Here is a 23,530-nt window from a genome sequence, read left to right as displayed (position 1 = left end):
CCCGGACGCCGGTCTGGCGGTCATGCGCGACGCCCTCGACACCGCCGAGCGCGCCGGCCAGCCCGAGGACGTGGCCTGCGCCTACCTGCACCTGGTTCGTCGAGGACCTCGGCTCGACTAACGGCACGTACCTAGATCGCGCTAAGGTCACCGGACCAACCCCCGTACCCCTCGGCGTGCCGATCCGGATCGGCCGCACTTCCCTCGAATTACGGCCATGACTCTGACCCTGCGCTATGCGGCCCACAGCGACCGCGGTCTGATCCGTGACGGCAATCAAGACTCCGTCTACGCCGGGCCGCGGCTACTCGCCGTTGCCGACGGCATGGGCGGCATGGCCGCCGGTGACGTCGCCAGCAACATCGTCATCGGTGCCATGGCGCCGCTCGACGAGGACGTCCCAGGGGACGCTCTCGTCGATGCGTTGCGTTCGGCCGTGGGCACCGCCAACCAACAGCTCCGCGACACGGTGGACGCCAACCCGCAGTTGGAGGGGATGGGCACCACGCTGACGGCGACCCTCTTCTCCGGCAGCAAGCTGGGGATGGTCCACATCGGCGACTCGCGGGCCTATCTGCTGCGCAATGGTGAGTTCTCGCAGATCACCAAGGACGACACGTACGTCCAGATGCTCGTCGACGAGGGCCGGATCAGCGCCGAGGAGGCGAGCAGTCACCCGCAGCGGTCGCTGCTGACCCGAGCTCTCGACGGCCGGGACATCGACCCGGAGTACTCGGTGCGCCAGGTGCTGCCCGGCGACCGGTACCTCATCTGCAGCGACGGCCTCTCCGGCGTGGTGAGCGCCGAGACCATCGGCGAGACCCTGCGGGAGTACACCGACCCGCAGCAGTGCGTCGAGCGGCTGGTGCAGCTCGCGCTGCGCGGCGGCGGTCCGGACAACATCACGGTGATCATCGCCGACGCCACCGACCACGACATCGTCGAGGCCACCCCGATCGTCGGCGGCGCCGCCGCCCGGGACCGGGGCATGGCCACCTCCGCCGACGACTCGACCCCGGCCGCCCGGGCCTCGGCGCTCTCCGCGCCGCGCCCCGCGGCGCCCGAGGAGCCCAACGCGTCGGACGACGAGCCGGAGCGGCCGAAGCGCCGGCCGGTACGGACCGCCGCGATGGCGCTGGCCCTGCTGGTGATCGTCGGTGGTGCGGCCTTCGCCGGCTGGACGTACACCCAGCGGCAGTACTACGTGGGCGCCACCGAGGAGGGGCAGGTCGCCGTCTTCCGTGGCATCCAGGGGCAGATCGCCGGGATGGACCTGTCCACCGTGCACCGCACCAGCAGTACCCGGTTGGACGACCTCACGGTCGCCGCTCAGGACACGGTCAAGGTGGGCATCCGGGCCAAGAACGAGCCGGACGCCGAGCGCCAGCTCGCCGAGCTGACCAGCGACACCCCGACCAACCCCAACCTCAAGCCGATCTGCCCGCCCGACCCGGGCGCGGCGACCGGCACCCCGACGCCCACCCCGTCCCCGACCCCGCCCGCGACGTCCCCGACGCCGAACACCAGCCCAAGTCCCGGCGCGGCGGTGAACGGGGTCGTCAGCGCGAGCCCGACCAACGCGGCCACCGCCGCCGGGACCGATCCGACCACCACACCCGACGCCACGCCCTCCGACTCGGCCCCGCCGGCGCTCGACCCGGCCGGCTGCCGGTCTCCCGAGTGAGCGTCGGCTGAGATCCCAAGGACTCCACCCGTGACCGTAGCGGCCACACCGGCACCCTCGCCCGCCACCACGGGCGGGGAGTCCGGCGTACGCCTGGCCCGGTCCCGACGCAACGCCGAGCTGTCCCTGCTGCTGCTGGCGATGGTGCTGGTGGCCGCGTACATGGCGACCGTCGAGGCGAACCTTCTGGACACGGTCACCCCGGACTTCTGGATGCCCGCCGCCGCCCTCGGCGCGGTCTTCCTCGGCCTGCACCTGGTCATCCGGTTCCTCGCCCCGTTCGCCGACCCGGCCCTGCTGCCGGCGGTGGCCCTGCTCAACGGCCTCGGGGTGGGCTTCCTGCGCCGGATCGACCTGGGCGAGGCCGCCCCGGTCGACCGGGAGGATCTGGCCACCTTCGCCGGCATCGGCGGCCGGCAGCTCGCGTGGACGCTCGCCTCGGTGATCCTCGCCGCGGGCCTGCTCGCCATCATGCGCGACCACCGTTCGGTCTCCCGGTACGCGTACACCCTGGGGCTTGCCGGCATCGTGCTGGTGATGCTTCCGGCGGTGCTGCCGCGCAGCATCTCCGAGATCAACGGCGCCAAGCTGTGGATCCGGGTCGGCGGCTTCTCGCTTCAGCCGGGTGAGTTCGCCAAGCTGGCGCTGCTGGTCTTCTTCGCCTACTACCTGGTGCGCAAGCGTGAGGTGCTGTCGCTGGCCAGCCGGCGGTTCCTCGGCATCGACTTCCCGCGTGGTCGGGACCTCGGCCCGGTGGTCGTGGTCTGGCTGATCAGCCTCCTGGTGTTGGTCTTCGAGAAGGACCTGGGCACCTCGCTGCTCTACTTCGGCATGTTCGTGGTGACGCTCTACATCGCCACCGAACGGGTCAGTTGGCTGCTGATCGGTCTGCTCCTCTTCTTCGGCGGCGCCTACCTCGCGTACGTCCTCGGGTCGACGGTCGGCGGGCCGTTCGCCAACTTCTACCTGCGCGCCGAGATCTGGCTGGACCCGTTCGCCGACCCGACCAACAAGGGCTACCAGCTCGTCCAGGGTCTGCTGGCCCTCGGTACGGGCGGCCTCTTCGGCGCCGGGCCGGGCGGCGGCCAGCCGGACATCCTGCCCGAGGTGCAGAACGACTTCATCTTCGCCGGCATCGGCGAGGAGATCGGCCTCTTCGGCCTCTCCGCGCTGCTGGTGGTCTACCTGCTGATCGTGGAGCGGGGCCTGCGCGCCGCGCTCGCGGTCCGTGACTCGTTCGGCAAGCTGCTCGCCGGTGGCCTCGCCTTCACCCTGGGCCTGCAGGTCTTCGTGATCGTCGGCGGCATCAGCAAGCTCATTCCGCTGACCGGCCAGACCACCCCGTTCCTGTCCGCCGGTGGTTCGTCGCTGATGGCGAACTGGCTGCTCATCGCGGTCCTGCTGCGGGTCTCCGACGGGGCCCGGCGACCGGTGACGGGCAGTGCCGGCAAGGCGAGCCGGCCCTCGGGCGGCCCGCCCGAGCAGTTGCATGGTGCTCCCACGGAGGTGATCAAGCCGTGAACGCACCCCTGCGCCGTGTCGGCATCGTCGTCATGGTCCTGTTCGGTCTGCTCTTCGCGAACCTCAACTGGATCCAGGCGTACAAGGCCGACGAGTACCGCACCAGTGACTACAACGGCCGGGTCCAGGTCGCCGACTACAAGCGCAAGCGCGGCAACATCGAGGCCGGCGGCACGGCGGTGGCCACCAGCAAGGAGACCACCGGCAAGCTGAAGTTCCAGCGCACCTACCCGGGTGGGGCCAAGTACGCTCACGTGCTCGGCTACAAGCCGGTCAACCTGGCCGACACCGGCATCGAGCAGGTGGAGAACGACTTCCTGGCCGGCACCAGCGACCAGTTGATCGGCGACCGGTTCAAGGACATGTTCACCGGCGACGAGACCGGTGGCGGCAACGTGCTCCTCACGCTCTCGAAGCGGGCGCAGGACGTGGCGTACGACCAGATGCGCAACAACCAGGTGGATGCGAAGCGCGGCGCGGCGATCGCCATCGACCCGCGGACCGGTGCGGTGCAGGCCCTGGTGTCCATGCCCAGCTTCGACCCGAACCCGCTGGTCAGCCACAACACGACCGAGGCCGCGGCGGAGATCAACAAGCTGGAGCAGAACCCGGACGGCCCGCTCAAGAACCGGGCCCTCTCCGAGACGCTGCCCCCGGGCTCCGCCTTCAAGATCGTGGTCGCCGCGGCGGCGCTGGAGAACGGCGTCACCAAGACGACCCCGATCCCGGCCGGCTCCAGCTACACCCCACCCACCTCGGGCAGCCCGATCCGCAACGCCGCCCCGTCGATCTGCCCCGAGCCGCAGGTCACCCTGCTGGAGGCGGTCACCGAGTCGTGCAACACCGGCTTCGCGCAGCTCGGCGTACGGCTCGGCGCCGACAAGGTCAAGGAGAAGGCCCGGCAGTTCGGCTTCGAGCAGGAGGACCTCACGGTCGGGCAGCTCGGCGAGGGCGGTCTGCGGACGGCGGCCAGCCGGACCGGCGACATGCTGAACCCGGACGGCAGCACCGACCCGGCCGCGTTGGCCCAGTCCTCGATCGGTCAGAACAACGTCCGGATGACGCCGCTGCAGGGCGCGATGATCGCCGGTTCGGTCGCCAACGGTGGCAGCCAGATGCGGCCGTACCTGGTCCGGCAACTCCTCGCCCCGGACCGGACCACCAGCTACTACACCGCGAAGCCGCGGGAGCTGCGTCAGCCGGTCAGCGGTCAGGTCGCCAGCGACCTGCGCGACATGATGGTCAGCGTGGTCCAGAAGGGCACCGGCCAGAAGGCGGCGATCAGCGGCTACACGGTCGGCGGCAAGACCGGCACCGCGCAGTCCGCCCCGGACCGGCCCGACCACGGCTGGTTCATCGGCTTCGCCCTGGACAAGAACGGCAACCCGGTCTCTGCGGTGTGTGTCGTGCTGGAGCAGGCCGGCAGCGGCGGCAGCGCCGAAGCGGCCCGGATCGGCGGCCAGATCATGAAGGCCGCCATCAACGACCCTGGGGGCCGCTGAATGCTCAGCCCCGGCGTCCAGCTCGGCAACCGCTACCGCCTCGACGAGCGGATCGCCAGCGGCGGCATGGGTGACGTCTGGCGCGGCACCGACCAGGTGCTCGGCCGGACGGTAGCGGTCAAGAGCCTGCTCCCCGCGCTGCTCGACGACCCCGACTTCGCCGAGCGGTTCCGGGGCGAGGCGCGGACCATGGCGACCATCAACCATCCCGGCGTGGTGGACGTCTACGACTTCGGCAACGACCAGCAGATCGCCTTCCTGGTCATGGAGTACGTCGAGGGCGACGCCCTGTCGTCCACGCTGAGCCGGGTCGGTCGGCTCACCCCGGCCCGGACGATGGCACTCGTCGCGCAGGCCGCCGACGCGCTGCACGCCGCCCACGAAAAGGGCATCGTGCACCGCGACGTGAAGCCGGGCAACCTGCTGGTCCGTCCGAACGGCACGCTGGTGCTCACCGACTTCGGCATCGCTCGCTCCGACATCGTCGGCCAGCTCACCGCCGCCGGCTCGGTGCTCGGCACCGCCTCGTACATCTCTCCGGAGCAGGCCACCGGTCAGGTGGCCACCCCGGCGTCCGACGTGTACGCGCTCGGCGTGGTCGCCTACCAGTGCCTCGCCGGGCGGCGACCGTTCGAGGGCGACAACCCGCTCGACATCGCCATGCGGCACGTCCGGGAGACGCCCCGGCCGCTGCCGTCCGACATCCCGCCGCAGGTCCGCGCGGTGGTGGAACGGGCGCTGGCCAAGGATCCGGCCGCCCGCTGGCCGAGCGCCGCCGCGCTCGCCGGAGTCGCCCGCCAGCTCAAGGCCGCGCTGTCCCAGCAGGCCCGGGCCGGCGGTCACACCGGCCCGGTCTCCGGTGCGCCGTCCTCACCCGCCGCGCCCGGCCGGGCCCAGGTGCCGCAGTCGCAGCAGCTCCGCCCGCCGAACGCCCCGCACCGGCAGCCTCCCGTCGGGCAGCGCCCGACGACTGTCGCGCCGGCCCAGCAGCCCCGCCCCACAGCTGTCGCACCGGCCGTACCGCACGCGCGCCCGCCGGTCGCCCCGGCCGGCTACCCGCGCGGCGCCGCGGCGGTGCCGCCGGCACAGACCCGGCAGGAACAGCCACCGGCGTACGCCCGGCAGGCCGTCCCGGGGCTGCCGGCGCCCGAGCCGCGTCGGTCCCGGCCCGGGATGGTGCTCCTCGCCATCCTGCTGGCCTTACTGGTCCTGCTCTGCTCCGGCGTGATTTCCTACAACCTGCGGAAGCAGTCGCAGACCGGTGCGTCCGGGGCGTCGGCTTCACAGACCGTGACGTCCGGCGCGCTGCGGCTCGACGGACGCGACGATGCGACCCGGACGTCGTACCGTCGTGAGGTACGACTCCGGCCGGGTGACGGCGGGACGACGACGAGCGAAGGACGACAGACGCGATGACAGCGCAGGCCCGCCTGCTCGGTGGCAGGTACCAGGTCGGCGAGCTGCTCGGCTATGGCGGCATGGCCGAGGTGCACCGCGGTCGCGACCTCCGGCTCGGTCGGGACGTCGCGATCAAGATGCTCCGCACCGACCTCGCCCGGGACGCGACGTTCCAGATGCGGTTCCGCCGGGAGGCGCAGAACGCCGCATCGCTCAACCACCCGGCGATCGTGGCGGTCTACGACACCGGCGAGGAGACCGCGCCGACCGGCGAGACGCTGCCCTTCATCGTCATGGAGTTCGTCAACGGGCGGACGTTGAAGGAGGTCCTCGGGGCCGAGGGCCGGTTGCAGCCCCGCCGTGCGCTGGAGATCTGCGCCGACATGTGCGCGGCGCTGGAGTTCAGCCACCGGCACGGCATCATTCACCGGGACATCAAGCCGGGCAACGTCATGCTCACCCAGACCGGCCAGGTCAAGGTGATGGACTTCGGCATCGCCCGGGCGCTGGCCAGCGGCGCGACCACCATGACGCAGACCAGCGCGGTGATCGGCACGGCCCAGTACCTGTCACCGGAGCAGGCGCGCGGTGAGGCCGTGGACGCCCGCTCCGATGTGTACGCGGCCGGCTGCGTCCTGTTCGAGCTGGTCTGCGGGCACCCGCCGTTCGTCGGGGACAGCCCGGTCAGCGTCGCGTACCAGCACGTGCGGGAGACTCCGCCGACGCCGAGCGACATCAACCCGGACGTCACCCCGGCGGTCGACGCGATCGTGCTCAAGGCGCTGTCCAAGAACCCGCTCAACCGCTACCAGAGCGCCGGCGAGATGCGGGCCGACCTGCTGCGCGCCGCCGCCGGCCGGCCGGTGCTGGCCACTCCGGTGCTGCGCGAGGCCGAGACGGTGGCCATGGCCCCGGCCGGCGGCGGTGGCGGCTACCCGCCCGCCGCCACCGGGCCGCAGACCCGGCAGATCCCGGCCCGGGTCGGCGATCCGCGCCAGCGCAAGGCGTCCTCCTGGCTGATCGCCCTGTTCAGCGCGGTCGGCGTGCTGGCGGTGATCGCCCTGGTCGCCGCCCTGCTGTGGAGTCAGCAGCAGGACAAGGACCTGAAGTCGGTGCCCACCCTCGCCGGAAAGACACGGGACGCCGCGTTCACCGACATCACCAGAGCCGGCCTCAATCCGGTGGTCGGCGAGCCGGTTCTGAACAGCACCTGCGCCGAGGGCACGGTGGTCGGCCAGAACCCGCAGCCGAACGCTCGACTGAAGGAGGCCAGCACGGTCACCATTCAGCTCTGCGGCGGCAAGCCCGAGGTGGCCGTCCCGACCGGCCTCAAGGGCAGCAAGGAGGAGAGCGCCGTCGCCCGCCTCGAGGAGGCGAAGCTCGACTACACGGTCAAGCCGGTCGACAGCCCGGAGAGCGAGGGCATCGTCGTCAAGGTCAACCCGCCGGAGGGTCAGAAGGTCCCCGAGGGCACGAAGGTGACCCTCGAGGTGTCGAAGGGCAACGTCCGTGAGGTGCCGGACGTCGTCGGGCTGAGCGAGGACGAGGCCACCCGCACCCTGCGCAACGCCGGCTTCGTGGTGAACGTCCAGGATGGCCCCGATGTGCCGGCGGCCCAGGCCGGCAAGGTCACCGACCAGAGCCCGAACGGCAAGGAGAAGAAGCCGAGCGGCACCAGGGTGACCATCAAGGTGAGCCAGCCGGAGGTCGTGGAGGAGACGCCCAGTCCGTCGGTGACGCCGACGCCCACACCGAGCGGCACGCCAACGACGCCGGGCATCGGTGGTGGCTCCGGCCAGCCCATCTTCCCGCCGCCGGTCCGACTTCCCGAGGAGTAGCCGTCCGCGCCTGGGTGCGGAGCCTCCGGCCGGGCTCCGCCGTCGATCGTCCGAGGACGGGCCGGTGGCGTCGGCATCTGCTGCGCGGGGTTGCCCTGGGCGTGGTCGTGCTTGTCCTGAGCAGCGTCCCGTGGCTGTGGACGACGTTCGGAGCGCGCGGGCACACCTACGGCGAAGCGGACGCTCCCGCTGCCGACGTCGTGATCGTCCTGGGTACGGCGGTGACGGCTGACGGGCGGCAGCCGGGCGAACGGCTCGTCGGCCGCCTGGAGACCGCCGCCGAGCTGGTGCGTACCGGGCGGGCCCGGGTCGTGCTGGTCTCCGGTGACGGGGGCGGCGCGACAGGCGACGAGCCGACGGTGATGACCGCGTATCTGACCGAGAAGCTCGGCGTGGATCCCCTGCGGGTGGTGGCGGACCCGTTCGGCCTGGACACGTACGACAGCTGCGTCCGCGCGAGAGACGTGTACGGCGTCCAGCGGGCTCTGGTCGTGACGCAGTCCTATCACCTGTCCCGGGCGGTCACGCTCTGTCGGCACCTCGGCCTCAATGTCGACGGGGTCACCGCTCGATGCGATGGTTGCGGGCCCGGCCTGCTCGTCCGCAAGGCCGTTCGCGACTACTTCGCCAGCGGCAAGGCGGCCTGGGACGCGTTCCGGGGCCGGCCGCCCGCGGTCCGGTCGTCGGTGAGCCCCGCCGTGCGGGACGCCCTGAGAAGCTGACCGGCCGGTGCCGGTCTACGCGGCGGCGAAGGCGGCCCGGCGGCGGGCGTCGACCTCGGCGGCCAGCGCCGGGGCACGCTCCAGCGCCTCCGGGTGACCGCAACCGGCCAGCCAGTTGGCGAGCATCAGGTGACCGCCCTCGGTGAGCACCGACTCCGGGTGGAACTGCACGCCCTCGATGGGCAGCGTCCGGTGCCGCATCGCCATCACCACACCGGAGCCGGTCCAGCCGGTGACCTCCAGCTCGTCGGGCAGCGTCTCGGGGAGCACGGCGAGCGAGTGGTAGCGGGTGGCGGTGAAGGGGTCGGGTAGGCCGGCGAGCACGCCGACCGAGTGGTGCCGCACCTCGGAGGTCTTGCCGTGCAGCAACTCGGGGGCCCGGGTCACGGTCGCCCCGAACGCCTCGCCGATGGCCTGATGGCCGAGGCAGACGCCGAAGATCGGCAGCTCGCCCGCGTACTCCCGGATGACGTCCAGGCAGATGCCGGCCCGGTCGGGGCTGCCCGGTCCGGGTGAGAGCAGGATGCCGGCCGCGCCCACCCGGCCGACCTCGGCGACGTCGATCTCATCGTTGCGGCGGACGTCGCAGTCCACGCCGAGCTGGCCCAGGTACTGCACCAGGTTGAAGACGAACGAGTCGTAGTTGTCGATCACCAGGACGCGCATGGTCACCTGCTCGGAGTGGACGGCGCGGGATTGTTCTGGTCGGTGTCGTACGGCAGCTCGTGCTCGTCACCGGCCGGAGTCTCCCCGGTCACCGCGTCTCCGCCGCCCGGCTCCCCCGGAACGCCGGAGTCCTGGGTGACCTGCACGTCGTCGAAGGGCAGCAGCGGCTCGGCCCACGGGAAGGCCACGTACCAGAGCAGGGCCACCGTGGCGGCCGCGAGCAGCACCGAACCGACCAGCTTGCCGGCCAAGCCGAACGGGAGCTTACGCCAGATGAAGGCGTACATCGGGTCAGCCTCCCAGCTCCGTCGGGCGGCCCGCCGACTTGGGCTGTGTCCGGTCCAGCTCGGCGTGGATGATCAGGCGCTGGTAGTTGTCGAACTTGGGATTGCAGGTGGTCAGCGTGAGCATCCGCTTGGTCGGCTTCTTGTTCGGTTCGCCGGGCACCGGGGCCACCACCTCGACCTGCGTGGGCTTCACGATGCGGGTCCGCGCCACCCGGTAGATGTACCAGTCGGTCTTGCCCTCGACCACGATCGCGTCGCCCTCGTCCAGCTCGTCCAACCGCCAGAAGGTGGCCCGGTTGCGGTGACCCGCCACGGAGAAGTTGCCGACCTGACCAGGCAGTGCGCTGGTCGGGTAGTGACCCGGGGCGTATCGGATGTCTTGCTGCGTGACGCCCTCGACCACCACCCAGTTCTTGTCGAGCTTGGGGATGTAGAGGCCCGCGATCGGCTTGCCGTGCACCGGCGGGGACGGCTTGACGCTCGGGGTGGCCGACGGGGCGACCGTGGGGTCGTCGGTCGCGCCGCCCCATTCCTGGGCGAGTTGGCTGTTGAGGTCGTTCTGGTGGGCGTCGACGATGGCCGACTTGCCCCACACCTCGTAGCCGGCGAAGAGCAGCACGACCAGGCCGAAGGTGATCAGCACCTCGCCGGTGACCCGGATGCCGGTCCGCAGCCGGGAGCCCAACGACGGGCGGGTGAGCTCCGAGTAGACGCTCTTGTAGCCCTCGCCGGTCTGGTGCGGCCGGAGTTGGACCACCTGCTCGCCCCGACGGGGTCGGGGAGGCTCGCCGGCGCTGTCGTCCGCGCTGGCCGGCTCATCCGGCGTCGACGTACGGGGGACGGCGCCCATCAGCGCCGTGGCGTCCATGGCCGGAGGCCGGGTTGCCGGACCGGACGGTACGGCGGGGATGAGGGCTGTGGCGTTCGGGTCGGCGGGGCGGCCCGGCCCGGCTGGAGAGACCGGGGCACCCGCCGCGCTGGTCGGGCGTGCGGGACCCGCGCCAACCTTCGGGATGAACGCGGTCGGCGCATCGCCGCCGGACTGGGTCGCGCCGCTCGGAGGAGTCGAGGCGCCGGACGGGCCGCCGGCGGTCGCCGGGCGGGTCGGCGCGGTGCCGGGGGCTGGGCCGCGCGCGTGGTCGTTGCCCGGGGCGGCCGGCCGGACCGGCCCCTGCGCGGGGGACGCGGTCGGTCGGCCGGGAGCGGCGGCGGGGGGCTGGCCGGACCCGCCGCGTGGAGACGAGCCGGGCGCTGCGGCACCCGGCCAGGGCGGCGGTGCCGCCGGGCTCGGGTGGTGTGGAGCGCGCTGCGGGTCCGGTCGGCCGGCGCTGGGCGGGGCAGGGTGCTCGGCGCGCGGGCCGGCGGCGCTCGGCGGCTCGGGAGCTTCCGCCGGACGCGGTGCCCGTGGCCGGCCGGGTAGCACGGGCTCGGGCCAGTTGCCGGTCCGAGCCCGGCCCGGCGTCGGCTCGGGCCGCTCCGGAGTCGGCTCGGGTCGGTCGACCTTGGGCAGGAAGGCGGTCGGGTCGTCGGCCTGGTCCCGGTGTCGCCCGTCGCGGCGTTCGTCCGGGCTGCTCACCTGGGCACCGTCGCCGAGCGCAGCGCGGTCGAGTCCTCGAAGGCCTTGATGGTCACCGTGGAGACGGACTCCTTGTAGCCGAGTTGATAGTCGTCGACTGCGTCCTTGAACAACCGGACTCCCTCAGAGCTGGCGAGGGCCTGCTGGAGGGCAGCGGGATCGCCGATTGCTACGATCTTGAACGGTGGGGAGTACACCCGCCCATGGAGCAGCAGGGTGTTACCGACGCAGCGTACCGCGCTGGTTGCGAGCACGCGGACGTTCATGATTGACATGGCCTCCGCTCCACCCGCCCAGAGTGCGTTGACCACGGCCTGTACGTCGCCCTGGTGCACGACCAGGTCGTCGTTGGTGGCGTCGGTGTGGGCCTCGTCGTCGTGTTGGGGCGCGTCGTTCAGCTCGACAGTCACGGCCGTGCCGGTGACGGCGGTGAACCCGGCCGCCTTGAGGCTGCCCTGGGCCCGGGCCTGCTGGGCCTTGATCGGGGCGTCCGAGCCGGCAAGTGTGTCGGTGCGTTGCTGGACCTCGTCGCGCAGGGTGGCAGCGCGGCGTTCGCTCGCCTCGACCTGCTGCTCGCGCTCCTCGATGAGCTGGTTGAGCTGGGGCCGCCGGTCCTCGCGTAGAGCGGTGCCGCCCGCCGTGGTCGCGGTGGTGGTGAAGAGCAGCCCCGCTGCGGCGGCGATCAGGGGCACCCCGATCGACCAGCCTGGTCGCCGTTGGCGTGGCCGCCGGGGCAGCAGCCCGGCGACGGCCCGTCGGAGGGCCTTTTGCCAGGAGGCGGCGCCGGATGTGTACTCCACCGAGCGTTCCTTCCGCGTGTCGGGGACCGGTTCGTGCCGGCCGGGCCGGTGATGCGAACAGTCCCGCCCTTTTCGGTCACTCCATGTACCTGCCTGACCCCATTCGTGGTCCAGGCGGCCGTTCGGGACTACGCTAGCTGTCGAACATTATTGGCCATGAACCGTCGCCTCCGCGTCCGGTTGTCAGGCCGGACGAGGTCGTCACCCCCTCTGGAGAGCGCCGTGCCCAAGTCTCAGGTCCGCAAGAAGAAGGTGTACACCCCGCCGACGGACGTCCGTCCGACGACGACGGCGGCGTCGCGCAAGCCTAGCCCGGTGTGGCTGCCGATCACCGCGGTCGCCCTGATCGTCGCGGGCATCGGCTGGCTGGTCGTCTACTACCTCTCCGAGCAGGAGTACCCGGTCGCCTCGTGGCAGTACTGGAACCTCGCGGTCGGCTTCGGCGCGATGGTCGCGTCGCTGGTGCTGCTCTCGCGCTGGCGCTGAGCCGCGCCCGCTGACGCTGGGCCTGGCCTGGGCGCCGCCGCGCCGAAGGATCCAGGTCACCCGCCACGCCCCTGCCCGGCGGGACCGGGCGGGGCATCCTATGGTGTCCGCAGGCAGCGTGGCCTACTGCGAGATGACTCACGTTACTGCTGGGTAACCTTGCGCGTAGGCTGCACTGCATGACCGAGCGGAGCGAGGTCATCGACCGGTCCGGTCGCAGGTGTGGCAGCGGCGCGACGCTGGCTTCGTCCTGCCCCGGTCCCGGTTGCTGAACCGCTCGACAGGCAGCAGACCGGGGAGGCCAACTCGATGGGCAGCGTCCAGATCGTCACCACGATCCTCGCGGCCGGCATCACCGCCGTGGCGGTGTGGCTGGCGGTGCGCGCGGTCATGAAGATGACGGCCGTCATCCGGCTGGGGCAACCCGCTCCGGAGCGGTTCACCGACAAGGGCGCCCGCACGAAGAAGATGCTGGTGGAGACCGCCGGCCACACCCGCATGCTCAAGTGGGGCGTGGTGGGTGCCGCGCACTGGTTCGTGATGGTCGGCTTCGTCGTGCTGTCACTGCTGGTGCTCGAGGCGTACTTCGAGGTGGTCACCCCGACCGGCGGGCTGCCGATCATCGGGCACTGGACGATCTTCGGCCTGGCCACCGAGGTCATCGGCGTGCTGGGCCTGGTCGGCATCCTGGTGCTGATGGCGATCCGGCTGCGCAACCGGCCCACCCGCCCGGGCGGTCGCTCCCGGTTCACCGGCTCGACCATGTGGCAGGGCTACTTCGTCGAGTGGATCGTGCTGCTGGTCCTGATCTTCGGGTTCGTGATCCGGGGCTTCAAGGTCGCCACCGACCACTTCGAGTACCCGGTCTGGGCCACCCCGGTCAGCCACGCCGTCGGCGCGGTGCTGCCCGACTGGCAGGACGGCGCCAGCGTCGCCGCGCTCATCAAGATCATTATCTCGATGACCTGGCTGATCGTCATCTCGCTGAACGTCACCATGGGCGTCGCCTGGCACCGGTTCCTGGCGTTCCCCAACATCTTCTTCAAGCGTGAGCCGGCCAAGCCGGCCGGCTCCGGCCTCGGCGCGCTGCGCCCGATGATGAGCGAGGGCAAGCCGCTCGACTTCGAGGAGGCCGACCCGGAGAAGGACCAGTTCGGCGTCGCCCAGGTCGAGCAGTTCACCTGGAAGGGCCTGCTGGACTTCAGCACCTGCACCGAGTGCGGCCGCTGCCAGTCGCAGTGCCCGGCCTGGAACACCGGCAAGCCGCTGTCGCCCAAGCTGCTCGTGCTGAGCCTGCGCGACCACGCGTACGCCAAGGCGCCCTACCTGCTGGCCGGTGGCGGCAAGGACCTGACCGGCGAGGAGAAGGCCACCCAGGCGCAGCTCGCGCACCTGGACGTGCTGGCCCTGGCCGAGGCCGACAAGCCGTTGATCGGCACCGCCGAGGAGGGCGGGGTCATCGATCCGGACGTGCTCTGGTCCTGCACCACCTGCGGCGCCTGCGTCGAGCAGTGCCCGGTGGACATCGAGCACGTCGACCACATCGTCGACATGCGCCGTTACCAGGTGCTGATCGAGTCGAGCTTCCCCTCCGAGGCCGGCGTGATGCTGCGCAACCTGGAGAACAAGGGCAACCCGTGGGGCGCCCCGCAGAACACCCGCGAAGACTGGACCAAGGGCCTGGACTTCGAGGTGCCCCGGGTCGGCGAGGTGGACGACTTCGAGTACCTGTTCTGGGTCGGCTGCGCCGGCGCGTTCGAGGACCGGGCCAAGAAGACCACCCGCGCCGTGGCCACCCTGCTCAACGAGGCCGGCGTGAAGTTCGCGATCCTCGGCGAGGGCGAGACCTGCTCCGGCGACCCGGCGCGACGGATCGGCAACGAGTTCGTCTTCCAGATGCTCGCCCAGCAGAACGTGGAGACGCTGAACGAGGCGTTCGAGGGCCGGGAGAAGGCCAAGCGCAAGATCGTGGCGACCTGCCCGCACTGCTTCAACACCCTGGGCAACGAGTACGGCCAGCTCGGCGGCGAGTTCGAGGTGGTCCACCACACCCAACTGCTGGCCCACCTGGTGTCCACCGGCAAGCTGACGCCGGTGCAGCCCGTCGACGGCGGCGTGACCTACCACGACCCCTGCTACCTGGGCCGGCACAACCGGATCTTCGCGGCCCCTCGCGAGGTGCTCGGGGACGCCATCGAGGGCGAGATCACCGAGATGCCGCGCAACAGCGAGCGCTCCTTCTGCTGCGGCGCCGGCGGCGCCCGGATGTGGATGGAGGAGAAGATCGGCAAGCGGATCAACGTGGACCGGGTCGAGGAGGCCATGGCCACCGGGGCGAAGACCGTTGCCGTCGGCTGCCCGTTCTGCTCGACGATGCTCAACGACGGGGTCAACGGCAAGGGTGCCGGCGAACAGGTCGAGGTGATCGACGTGGCGAGCGTCCTGCTGCGCTCGGTGAAGCCGGAGCAGCCGCGGGGCGACAAGGAGTCCGCGCCGGTCGCCGGCTGAGGCGTACCGCGAAAATCATCGGACGGCGGCGGCGCCCACGGGGTGCCGCCGCCGCGCCCGACCGGGGCCCGGCATCGCGCACCCGGCGTGGCACAATCGCGGCCGAGGTGAGACGACATCGACGGCCTGCTCTGGACCACGCTGCTGCCACTGGTCGGCTTCGTTGCGCTGACCGCCGGCAACGCGTTCTTCGTCGCGGCCGAATTCGCCCTGGTCACGGTCGATCGGGCGGAGATCGACCGCCGGGCCGCGGCCGGCGATCAGGCCGCGCTGAAGGTCCGCACCGCGCTGCGTGAGCTGTCCTTCCAGCTCTCCGGAGCGCAGCTCGGCATCACCATCACCGCGCTGCTCACCGGCTACCTGGCCGAGCCCGCCCTGGCCCGGATCTTCACCCCGCTGCTGCGCCCGGTCGCCGGGGAGAGCACCGAGCGTTTCACCCCGTTCCTGGCGCTGGCCCTGGCCACCCTCATCTCCATGCTCTTCGGCGAGCTGGTGCCCAAGAACGCGGCGCTCGCCCAACCGATGCCCGCCGCGCTGGCCACCGCCGGGCCGATGCACACCTTCTCCCGGACGTTCGGCTGGGTGATCCGGGGCCTGAACGGCTCGGCGAACCGGCTGGTCCGGGCGCTCGGCGTGGAGCCGCAGGAGGAGCTGGCCAGCGCCCGCTCACCCGAAGAGCTGGGCCTGCTGGCCGCCATCTCGGCCCGCGCGGGCGCGCTGCCCACGGACACGGCGATGCTGCTGCGCCGCACCATCCGGTTCGGCGACAAACGGGCGGCCGAGGCGATGACCCCGCGGGTCGACGTGGTCGCGCTGCGCGCCACCGCCACCGTGGCCGAGCTGCTCGAAGAGTCGCGGCGGACCGGACGGACCCGCTTCCCGGTGTACGAGGAGACCCTGGACCTGGTCACCGGTGTGGCCGGCGTGCCGGACGCGCTGGGCGTGCCGCTGGCCGCGCGGGCGTCGACCATGGTCGGGTCGGTGGCCCGGGAGCCGGTGTACGTGCCGGAGAGCCTGGACCTGGACGGCGTGCTGGCGGCGTTGAAGGCGGCCGGGGCTGACCTGGCCATCGTGGTCGACGAGTACGGCGGCACGGACGGCGTGGTGACGATCGAGGACCTGGTCGAGGAGCTGGTCGGGGAGATCGCCGACGAGTTCGATCCGGCCAGTGTGGACGACACCGGGCCGGTCGAGCTGACCGTGCCGGGCGGGGAGCGCACGGTGCTTGTCGACGGGGTGCTGCGCTCCGACGAGCTGGCCGAGCAGACGGGCTTCCGGCTGCCCGAGGGGCCGTACGAGACGCTGGCCGGCTTCCTGATGGCGCGACTGGGGCACATCCCGCTGGCCGGCGAGACCGTCGACGCGGACGGCTGGGAGTTCACCGTGGTGGAGGTGGAGCGGCACCGGATCGAGCAGGTCCGGGTGCTGCGCCCGGCGGAACCGGACACCGATGACTGAGCTGCTGGTGACCGTGCTGCTGCTGCTCGGCAACGGGTTCTTCGTGGGCAGCGAGTTCGCGCTGATCGCGTCCCGGCGGACGGTGATCGAACCGTTGGCGGTCGGCTCGAAGCGGGCCCGCTGGGCGCTGTCGGCGATGAACCAGATCCCGCTGATGATCGCCGGTGCGCAGCTCGGCATCACGGTCTGCTCGCTGGGCCTCGGCGCGATCGCCGAGCCGGCGCTGGCTCATCTGCTGGAGTCGCCGTTCCACGCGGTCGGCCTGCCCGAGCGCGCGGTGCACCCGGTGGCGTTCGTGCTCGCGCTCGGCGTCGTCGTCTTCCTGCACACGGTGGTCGGCGAGATGGTGCCGAAGAACATCACGCTGGCCGGTCCGGAGGTCTCCGCCCTCTGGCTGGGCCCGGCCATGCTGGCCTTCTGCGTGGCCACCAAGCCGTTGCTGCTGGCGATGAAGTGGGCGGCCCGCCGGGTGCTGGCGTTCTGGCGGATCGAGGCGACCGAGGCCGTGAAGACGGTGTTCACCGCCGAGGAGTTGGCCGGGCTGGTGTCGCAGGCGCGTACGGAGGGGCTGCTCGACGCCGAGGAGCACGCCCGCATCACCGGGGCCCTGGCCCTGCACACCCGGACCGCGGCGGACGCGTTGCAGCCGTGGTCGACGGTGGTCACGGTGGCCGAGGACGTCTCCCCGGCGTCGCTGGAGGTGCTGGCGACCCGGACCGGCCGGTCCCGGTTCCCGGTGGTGCAGCGGTCCACCCGGCGCGTACTGGGCTTCGTGCACGTCAAGGACGTGCTCGGGTACGCCGGGCAGGGTCGTCGGGCGCCGGTGCCGGCGGAGGTCTACCGGCCGCTGGCGGTGGTGCCGCCGGAACGCACGCTGGCCGATCTGCTGCTGGCCATGCGCCGCGAACGGCGGCACATGGTGCTGGTCAGCGACGGTCGGCGTCCGCTCGGGGTGGTCACGCTCGACGATGTATTGACCGCAATCGTTGGTTAATTGACCAACACCCTTGGTGTGCAAGCGGTTGCGTGACAGTGATGGTGACTCGGCTCGCCTTGATTCCGGTCCAACGCTTCCCTAATGTGGGGCACCGACCGCTGTGGGTCGTCTGCCTCGGCCCTTCCCTCACGCGAGGCGCCCGGCGGTCGGTTGCAAAGGAGTCGGTGCCGGTGGCAACCATGCCCCCTCATCGTCACGCCCCGGGACTGTCCGCTCGGCCGGGCGGTCTACGCCGGGTCGCCCATCGTCTGCTTGTGCTGGTCGCCGCCGCTGCGGTCGGTGCCGGAATGCTCGCCGTGCCGGCGCAGGCCGAGCCCACGGTCGACGAGATCGAGGCGCAGATCGACAAGAAGTGGGAGCAGTTGGAGCCCACGATCGAGCAGTACAACAAGGTACGGGCGCAGCTCAAGGTCAACCGGAAGAAGTCGACCGACCTGCAGAAGAAGATCGAGCCGCTGGCCCTGCAGAGCGAGTTGGCGCTCAACCGGGTCGGTGACCTCGCGTCCCGCTACTACATGTCGGGCCCGTCGCAGGAGATCGGCGCGCTGCTGATCAGCGCCAAGCCGGACACCCTCACCGAGCAGCTCACCCTCCTCGACCGGCTGGCCGCGCAGGAGCGCAAGCAGGTCGAGGGCGTGCTGGCCGTGCGGGCCAAGTACGACAGCGAGAAGCAGAAGCTCGACGCGCTGATCGCCACCCAGACCAAGCAGCAGAACGAGCTGGCGGCCAAGAAGAAGCAGATCGACGCCGAGATCAAGAAGCTCGAGGCGTCGATGCCCAAGACCACGGTCAAGACCGTCGGCTGCCCGACCATCAACGGTGTGCTCGCCGTGGCCGCTCAGAAGGCGATCAAGACCGCCTGCCAGCAGGTCGGCGACCCGTACGTCTGGGGCGCCACCGGCCCGAACTCGTTCGACTGCTCGGGCCTGACCCAGTACGCGTACAAGTCGGCCGGGATCTCCCTCACCCACCACACGGGTGACCAGTGGAACGAGGGCAAGGCCGTGTCGCGTGCCGACGCCCGCCCCGGTGACCTGGTCTTCTTCTTCTCCGGCCTGAGCCATGTCGGGCTCTATCTGGGTAACAACCAGATGGTGCACGCGCCTCGTGCCGGCAAACCGGTGCAGGTGTCGAGCATCACCACCATGCCGATCGCCGGGTTCCGCCGACCCGGCTGATCCAGCGGACGCCACGAGGGCCCTCGGTCGGATGACCGGGGGCCCTCGTCGTATGTCATTCGTCAGCGGGGAGCGCCCACCGGGGACGGCAGGAGCTGCACGTCGGCGAGGTCGACGTACATGATGCGGTGGCCGAACTGGATCTGCGCGTACCGGTTCTTGCCCCGGATCACCGTCCAGTCGCCGGGCGAGGAGCCGTCGAACGTGCTGGCCCGGTAGTACTCGCCGGCCAGCACCGCGCCGACGGCGTAGCGCTGACCGGCGGCCAGCGTGTACTGCAGCGGTGAGATCGCCTGGTAGGGCACGCCGGCCGGGTAGGCCGCCTGCTCCGGGTAGGCCCGCCCGTACACGGGGATGGTGGCCCGGCCCGGCTTCGGAACGGCGACCACGCCGACGGTCCAGGTGGCGGTCGGCGCGGACGCCGGGTTGTGGAACCAGGCCCGTTGCCCGAGGTACCAGATGGCCGTCCAGTCGCCCTGCCGGCCAGCCAGGGCGTACGTCTGGCCGGCGGAGGCCCGCGCCCCGTGGTCCGACACGTCCATCGTGTTCGGGGTGCCGTCCGGGCGGAGCGCGATGTCGTTGACCAGCGGCGCGTCCGCGGACGGCGCGGTGTGCAGCACCACCGACGAGGAGCCGCGCGGCGCGCAGGGTGTTCCAGGGGTGACGCACCCGGTGAACGCCGGTTGGTTGGTCGCGTAGTCGGGGTCGATCCGGACCAGCCCGGTGGCGGGGGTGCCGGTGTCCAGTCGCGGTGCGTGCAGCAGGTCGAAGTAGTGCGTCCAGTCCCAGTAGGGCCCCGGGTCCCAGTGCATCCCGCGCACGGTCGACGCGACGGTGCCGGGCACGTTGTCGTGGCCGATGATGTGCTGGCGGTCCAGCGGGATGCCGTACCGCAGCGCGAGGTGCCGGACGAGCTTCGCCGAGGTCCGGTACATCGCCTCGGTGTACCAGGTGCCCTGCGCGGCGAAGCCCTCGTGTTCCAGCCCGATCGACTTCGCGTTGACGTACCAGTTGCCGGCGTGCCAGGCGACGTCCTTGGTCTTGACGTGCTGGGCGATGTGCCCGTCCACCGAGCGCAGCGAGTAGTGCCAGCTCACGTAGGTCGGGTCCTGGACGAGTTTCAGGGTGGTCGCCCAACTCGCCTCGGTGTCGTGGATGACGATGTACTCGATCTTCTGCCGGGCGGGCCGGTCGGAGAGATCGTGGTTGCCGTAGTCGCCGTCGCCGAACGCCTCGTAGGGTGCCGGGATCCACTCACAGGAGACGGTCCGCGGGCACTCCAGGCCGTCCGGGCGGGCGAGTCGTCGCAGGCCCAGCCGGTCCAGCCAGGAACGCTGGGGTTGGACCGCGCGGGCCGGCAACGTGACCCGCTGGCCGTCGTCGGTCACGCGGGTCTCGCCGGCGCTGATGGTGGTGAAGACCTCGTCGGCGAAGGCCGCCGCGGCGTCGGCGCTGTCCGCGCCGGCGTAGCGGGCCACCGCGCCGTACCAGGTGGCGGGGTCGGTGCCGGCGCCGACCGGGGCGCCCACCTCCCGTTGGTACGCGGCCAGCAGCGCCGCCCCGCCCCGGATGTTGGTCGTCGCGTCGCTGCGCAGCGCCTCGGGGGCGGCGCCGGTCAGCGCGGCGGCGGCGTCGACGGTCTGCGTCGCAGCCGTGGGCGGCGCGGGATCCGTGGCCGGCGCGGGTGCCAGGACGGCACGGGAGTCGTCGCCGCGCGGATCCTCGGTGCCGGCGTCGTGGTGGCCGCGCGCGGGTAGGGCGGCCACGTGGCGGGCATCGGTCAGGTGCATCGGTCCGTAGCCGCCGCTGGTGCTCGGGGTGCCGGCGTTGCTGTCCCAGCGGGACTCCAGGTAGGAGACCCCGAGCAGCACGGCGGTCGGCACGCCGTACTCGGTCGACGCGGCGGCGTACTGCTGCTGACGGTCGGCGGCCGGTGCGGCGGAGGCGGGGCCGGCGCTCAGCGGTACGGCGGCCGTGGCGATGACCACGGCGACCGCGAGCGATGCGCGCCGGCCGGCGGACAGGGTTGGACGTTCCATCGAACCCCCTAGATTTGACTGGTAACGGTGTGGTCACCTTCGCGCCGGTCGGGAGTCCGCGTCAATACCTTTCCATACATCAAACTGCATCGAAAGAAAGCTTCACGCACGCTCGGTGACCTCCTCCAATCGGTACGGAGTGTCACGGCCGCACGGGTTGCGGATCGGTAACGGCCGTCTCTACTCTGGTCATTTGTCGGCCCGGTAGCAGGTCTGCCCATCCCGGGCGGTAACGGACCGACACCGCCGAGTCGCTTGCGAGCGAGCCGGGGACCCAGGTTCCCCCGGGGTGAATCCGCAGCCAATGCGGTAGGGCGCCAACTTCCCGCCCGAACCCGTCAGCTAACCCGGTAGGCGGTCAGGAAGAAGGAGTACGGAACCCCGGTGGCCCTCCATGCCCCGCGGCCGTCGTCCGAACGGTCGGCCTCGGCCGACCCGACGTCGACAGTGCCGCGTCCACGCTGGTCCCGCTTCACCACCGCCCTCGCCGCCCTGGTCGGCGTAGCCGTCGTCCTGACGGGCAGCGCCACGGCGGCGCACGCGGATCCGTCCGTCGCCGAGATCGAGCGCCAGATCGACGCCGACTGGAACAAGCTCGAACCGGTCATCGAACGGCACAACGCCACTCGCGCGGACCTGGCCGTGAAGCGCAGGCAGGCCGACGCGCTCGCCGCCCGCATCGCGCCCCTGGAGCGCCAGGTCGACGCCGCGATGAACAAGGTAAGCGCGCTGGCCGTGCGCGCGTACATGGGCGAGAACCTGTCGACCGTCAACACGATGCTCGGCAGCCGGTCGCCCGGCGAGGTGGTCGGGCAGCTCGAGATGCTCGACCGGTTCGCCCACAACCAGCAGGAGGACGTCCGTCAGGTCGCCGACCTCCGCGACGAGCTGGCCCGGCAGAAGGCGCCGCTGGACGAGATGGTGGCCCAGCTGACCCGGACCGAAGCGCAGCTGGCGGCGAAGAAGAAGCAGATCAACGACGAGATCGACCGGCTGCAGAAGCTGCGCCTCAAGGTGTACGGCAATGGTGGCGGCGGTCCGCTGCGTCCGGCGCCCTGCCCGGCCAGCTACCCCGGCGGCGGCGCGGGCACGGCGGTCAAGTTCGCCTGTGCCCAGATCGGCAAGCCGTACGTGTGGGGTGCCGAGGGTCCGAACTCGTACGACTGTTCCGGGCTGATGCTCGCCGCGTGGGCGAAGGCCGGTGTGTCGCTGCCGCACAACGCCGCCGCGCAGAGCCGGGTGACCAAGAACGTCAGCAGGGGCGATCTGCGCCCCGGCGACCTGGTCTTCTACTACAGCGACATCCACCACGTCGGCATGTACGTCGGCAACGGCTGGGTGGTGCACGCCTCCCAGGCCGGTCAGCCGATCAAGATGAAGAAGGTCGACGACGGGCCGATCCACAGCTACGGCCGTCCCGGCTGACCAACGCGGGACGCAGCAGGGCCCGTCGCGATCTCGTCGCGGCGGGCCCTCGTCGTCCGCTATCTATCGCGTCGGCCAGGCACGCCAGTTCTGCCAGGAGCGGCTCGGCGTCGGCCCCCGCTGCCCCTGGTAGCGCGAGCCGTAGACCACCGAGCCGTACGGGTGCTCGGCCGGCGAGGAGAGCCGGAAGATGCAGAGCTGGCCGATCTTCATGCCCGGCCAGAGGGTGATCGGGAGGTTCGCCACGTTGGACAGCTCCAGCGTGACGTGACCGGAGAAGCCCGGGTCGATGAACCCGGCGGTGGAGTGGGTGAGCAGGCCGAGGCGGCCCAGTGAGCTCTTTCCCTCCAGCCGGCCGGCGAGCTGGTCGCCGAGCGAGATCACCTCCAGCGTCGAGGCGAGCACGAACTCCCCCGGGTGCAGCACGAACGGCTCGCCGTCGGGCACCTCGACCACCGATGTCAGGTCGTCCTGCTGCATGGCCGGGTCGATGTGGGTGTAGAGATGGTTGTTGAACACCCGGAACAGCCGGTCGAGTCGTACGTCGATGCTGGACGGTTGGACCAGGGTGGGCTCGAACGGTTCCAGGCCCAGCGTGCCGGCCTTGATCTCGGAGACCAGGTCACGGTCGGAGAGCAGCATCGGACCACCATAGCCGCGTTGGCCGGACCGGCCGGATTCGGTGCCGGTGACCAGCGCGTCGAGGTCGCTGCTCGTACATTTGTTCGATAGAATGTCGGCATGGCTTCCTGGTCCGAATTCGCCGCCGACGAGCCCCGCCTCGCCGACGGGATCCGCGTTCTCCTGCAGCAGTACGGGCCGGGCTTCGGCTACCTGGCCACGGTCCGCGCCGACGGCGGGCCCCGGGTCCATCCGGTCTCCCCGGTCATCACCGACGAGGGTCTCTTCTGCTTCATCATCGACTCGCCGAAGCGCCGCGACCTCGAACGGGATGGCCGCTACGCGCTGCACTCGTTCCCTCCGGAGGAGAGCGACGACGAGGCGTACGTGGCGGGCCACGCCTGGCCGGTCACCGACCCGGTCCAGGTGGCCCGACTGGCGCAGAGCGCCCGGGCCGAGCCGCAGGTCGACTGGCGGCTGTTCGAGTTCACCGTCGACGTGGCGATGTTGACCCGTCGCGAGCAGCACGCCGCCGGCGTTCCGGGTGTCACCCCGAGCCGCCCGGCCGTGCGGGTCTGGCTGGACCCGCAAGCCCCGCCCGCACCGGCCGCGCCTGTCGCCGTACCGCAGACGCGCCCGACCCGCCGCAGCCGTGACGTCCAGTGCACGGCCGCCTGACCACGGCCCTGCTGTCCAAAAAAACGCCGGTGCCGGCTCCGTCGTGACGGAGCCGGCACCCGGGGTAACCGAATGGTAGACGACCGCGACGGACGACGTCAACGCGGTGGACCGTCGGGTCGCCAGCCCCGGGGTGTACTGGGTAA

The 23,530-nt window shown here is 71.4% G+C and carries 19 protein-coding genes, 1 pseudogene and 1 riboswitch; of the genes and pseudogenes, 14 read left to right on the top strand and 6 right to left on the bottom strand.

Annotation, left to right across the window (positions count from 1 at the left end; all coding sequences use genetic code 11):
- Nucleotides 1-92 precede the first annotated feature (92 nt).
- The 7 genes and pseudogenes from AB0J68_RS06085 to AB0J68_RS06055 all read left to right on the top strand — a co-directional run.
- Nucleotides 93-221, top strand: a pseudogene (locus AB0J68_RS06085) (FHA domain-containing protein); the annotation flags it as partial.
- Complete coding sequence (locus tag AB0J68_RS06080) at nt 218-1,684, top strand: protein phosphatase 2C domain-containing protein (protein WP_355063276.1); 1,467 nt, start codon at nt 218-220, stop codon at nt 1,682-1,684. The pseudogene AB0J68_RS06085 and the gene AB0J68_RS06080, both read left to right, overlap by 4 nt.
- Nucleotides 1,685-1,714: 30 nt before the next feature.
- Nucleotides 1,715-3,205: an FtsW/RodA/SpoVE family cell cycle protein gene (locus tag AB0J68_RS06075; RefSeq protein WP_363936515.1), complete on the top strand. Its 1,491-nt coding sequence runs from the start codon at nt 1,715-1,717 to the stop codon at nt 3,203-3,205.
- On the top strand, nt 3,202-4,707 hold the full coding sequence (locus AB0J68_RS06070; protein ID WP_363936514.1) for a penicillin-binding transpeptidase domain-containing protein: 1,506 nt from the start codon (nt 3,202-3,204) through the stop codon (nt 4,705-4,707). Before AB0J68_RS06075 ends, AB0J68_RS06070 begins: the two co-directional genes overlap by 4 nt.
- On the top strand, nt 4,708-6,123 hold the full coding sequence (locus AB0J68_RS06065) for a protein kinase (RefSeq protein ID WP_354854947.1): 1,416 nt from the start codon (nt 4,708-4,710) through the stop codon (nt 6,121-6,123). It begins immediately after the preceding gene.
- Nucleotides 6,120-7,943 carry a Stk1 family PASTA domain-containing Ser/Thr kinase gene (pknB, locus tag AB0J68_RS06060; RefSeq protein ID WP_355063272.1) on the top strand — a complete coding sequence of 608 codons (1,824 nt, stop codon included), beginning with the start codon at nt 6,120-6,122 and terminating at the stop codon, nt 7,941-7,943. Before AB0J68_RS06065 ends, pknB begins: the two co-directional genes overlap by 4 nt.
- Nucleotides 7,944-8,044: 101 nt before the next feature.
- Complete coding sequence (locus tag AB0J68_RS06055) at nt 8,045-8,665, top strand: ElyC/SanA/YdcF family protein (protein WP_354854950.1); 621 nt, start codon at nt 8,045-8,047, stop codon at nt 8,663-8,665.
- A 15-nt stretch (nt 8,666-8,680) separates the two neighbouring features.
- Here the strand turns inward: AB0J68_RS06055 and AB0J68_RS06050 are convergent, their stop codons facing one another.
- Genes AB0J68_RS06050 through AB0J68_RS06035 form a run of 4 tightly spaced genes read right to left on the bottom strand, consistent with a single transcriptional unit; the run spans nt 8,681 to nt 11,994 of the window.
- Nucleotides 8,681-9,331: an aminodeoxychorismate/anthranilate synthase component II gene (locus AB0J68_RS06050; protein ID WP_363936512.1), complete on the bottom strand. Its 651-nt coding sequence runs from the start codon at nt 9,329-9,331 to the stop codon at nt 8,681-8,683.
- A 2-nt stretch (nt 9,332-9,333) separates the two neighbouring features.
- A complete protein-coding gene (locus AB0J68_RS06045; RefSeq protein WP_354854954.1) occupies nt 9,334-9,618 on the bottom strand; it encodes a hypothetical protein in 285 nt (94 codons plus the stop codon).
- A 4-nt stretch (nt 9,619-9,622) separates the two neighbouring features.
- Nucleotides 9,623-11,194, bottom strand: a complete 1,572-nt coding sequence (locus AB0J68_RS06040) for a class E sortase (RefSeq protein WP_363936510.1) — start codon at nt 11,192-11,194, stop codon at nt 9,623-9,625.
- Nucleotides 11,191-11,994, bottom strand: a complete 804-nt coding sequence (locus tag AB0J68_RS06035) for a DUF881 domain-containing protein (RefSeq protein WP_354854958.1) — start codon at nt 11,992-11,994, stop codon at nt 11,191-11,193. The genes AB0J68_RS06040 and AB0J68_RS06035 overlap by 4 nt, the downstream gene beginning before the upstream one ends.
- A gap of 222 nt (nt 11,995-12,216) precedes the next feature.
- On the opposite strand from AB0J68_RS06035, the gene AB0J68_RS06030 reads away from it, so the two are divergent.
- The 5 genes from AB0J68_RS06030 to AB0J68_RS06010 all read left to right on the top strand — a co-directional run bounded on the left by AB0J68_RS06030 (nt 12,217) and on the right by AB0J68_RS06010 (nt 18,621).
- Complete coding sequence (locus AB0J68_RS06030) at nt 12,217-12,480, top strand: cell division protein CrgA (protein WP_007454145.1); 264 nt, start codon at nt 12,217-12,219, stop codon at nt 12,478-12,480.
- Between the two features lie 309 nt (nt 12,481-12,789).
- A complete protein-coding gene (locus AB0J68_RS06025; RefSeq protein ID WP_354854960.1) occupies nt 12,790-14,988 on the top strand; it encodes a (Fe-S)-binding protein in 2,199 nt (732 codons plus the stop codon).
- A gap of 144 nt (nt 14,989-15,132) precedes the next feature.
- Complete coding sequence (locus tag AB0J68_RS06020; RefSeq protein WP_355063521.1) at nt 15,133-16,446, top strand: hemolysin family protein; 1,314 nt, start codon at nt 15,133-15,135, stop codon at nt 16,444-16,446.
- Nucleotides 16,439-17,440, top strand: coding sequence for a hemolysin family protein (locus tag AB0J68_RS06015; protein ID WP_355063264.1), 1,002 nt, complete (start codon nt 16,439-16,441; stop codon nt 17,438-17,440). The genes AB0J68_RS06020 and AB0J68_RS06015 overlap by 8 nt, the downstream gene beginning before the upstream one ends.
- A 167-nt stretch (nt 17,441-17,607) precedes the next feature.
- Entirely contained in the window at nt 17,608-18,621 is a 1,014-nt protein-coding gene (locus tag AB0J68_RS06010; protein ID WP_354854964.1) for an NlpC/P60 family protein, read from the top strand.
- A 62-nt stretch (nt 18,622-18,683) separates the two neighbouring features.
- Here the strand turns inward: AB0J68_RS06010 and AB0J68_RS06005 are convergent, their stop codons facing one another.
- Nucleotides 18,684-20,660 (bottom strand): N-acetylmuramoyl-L-alanine amidase, encoded by a 1,977-nt coding sequence (locus AB0J68_RS06005; protein WP_363936508.1) that lies wholly within the window; start codon nt 20,658-20,660, stop codon nt 18,684-18,686.
- Between the two features lie 234 nt (nt 20,661-20,894).
- Nucleotides 20,895-21,031: riboswitch (cyclic di-AMP (ydaO/yuaA leader) on the top strand.
- Nucleotides 21,032-21,044: 13 nt separating this feature from the next.
- On the opposite strand from AB0J68_RS06005, the gene AB0J68_RS06000 reads away from it, so the two are divergent.
- Nucleotides 21,045-22,085, top strand: coding sequence for an NlpC/P60 family protein (locus tag AB0J68_RS06000; RefSeq protein WP_354854967.1), 1,041 nt, complete (start codon nt 21,045-21,047; stop codon nt 22,083-22,085).
- Nucleotides 22,086-22,148: 63 nt separating this feature from the next.
- On the opposite strand, the gene dcd is transcribed toward AB0J68_RS06000, so the two are convergent.
- On the bottom strand, nt 22,149-22,727 hold the full coding sequence (gene dcd, locus AB0J68_RS05995; protein ID WP_266247661.1) for a dCTP deaminase: 579 nt from the start codon (nt 22,725-22,727) through the stop codon (nt 22,149-22,151).
- 99 nt (nt 22,728-22,826) lie between these two features.
- Here dcd and AB0J68_RS05990 point away from each other — a divergent pair, with 99 nt between their 5' ends.
- Nucleotides 22,827-23,384 carry a pyridoxamine 5'-phosphate oxidase family protein gene (locus AB0J68_RS05990; RefSeq protein ID WP_355063260.1) on the top strand — a complete coding sequence of 186 codons (558 nt, stop codon included), beginning with the start codon at nt 22,827-22,829 and terminating at the stop codon, nt 23,382-23,384.
- The last annotated feature ends 146 nt before the right edge of the window (nt 23,385-23,530 follow it).

The organism is Micromonospora sp. NPDC049580 (assembly GCF_040675595.1).
GTDB lineage: Bacteria > Actinomycetota > Actinomycetes > Mycobacteriales > Micromonosporaceae > Micromonospora.
This window is presented reverse-complemented; position numbering and strand designations above follow the sequence as displayed.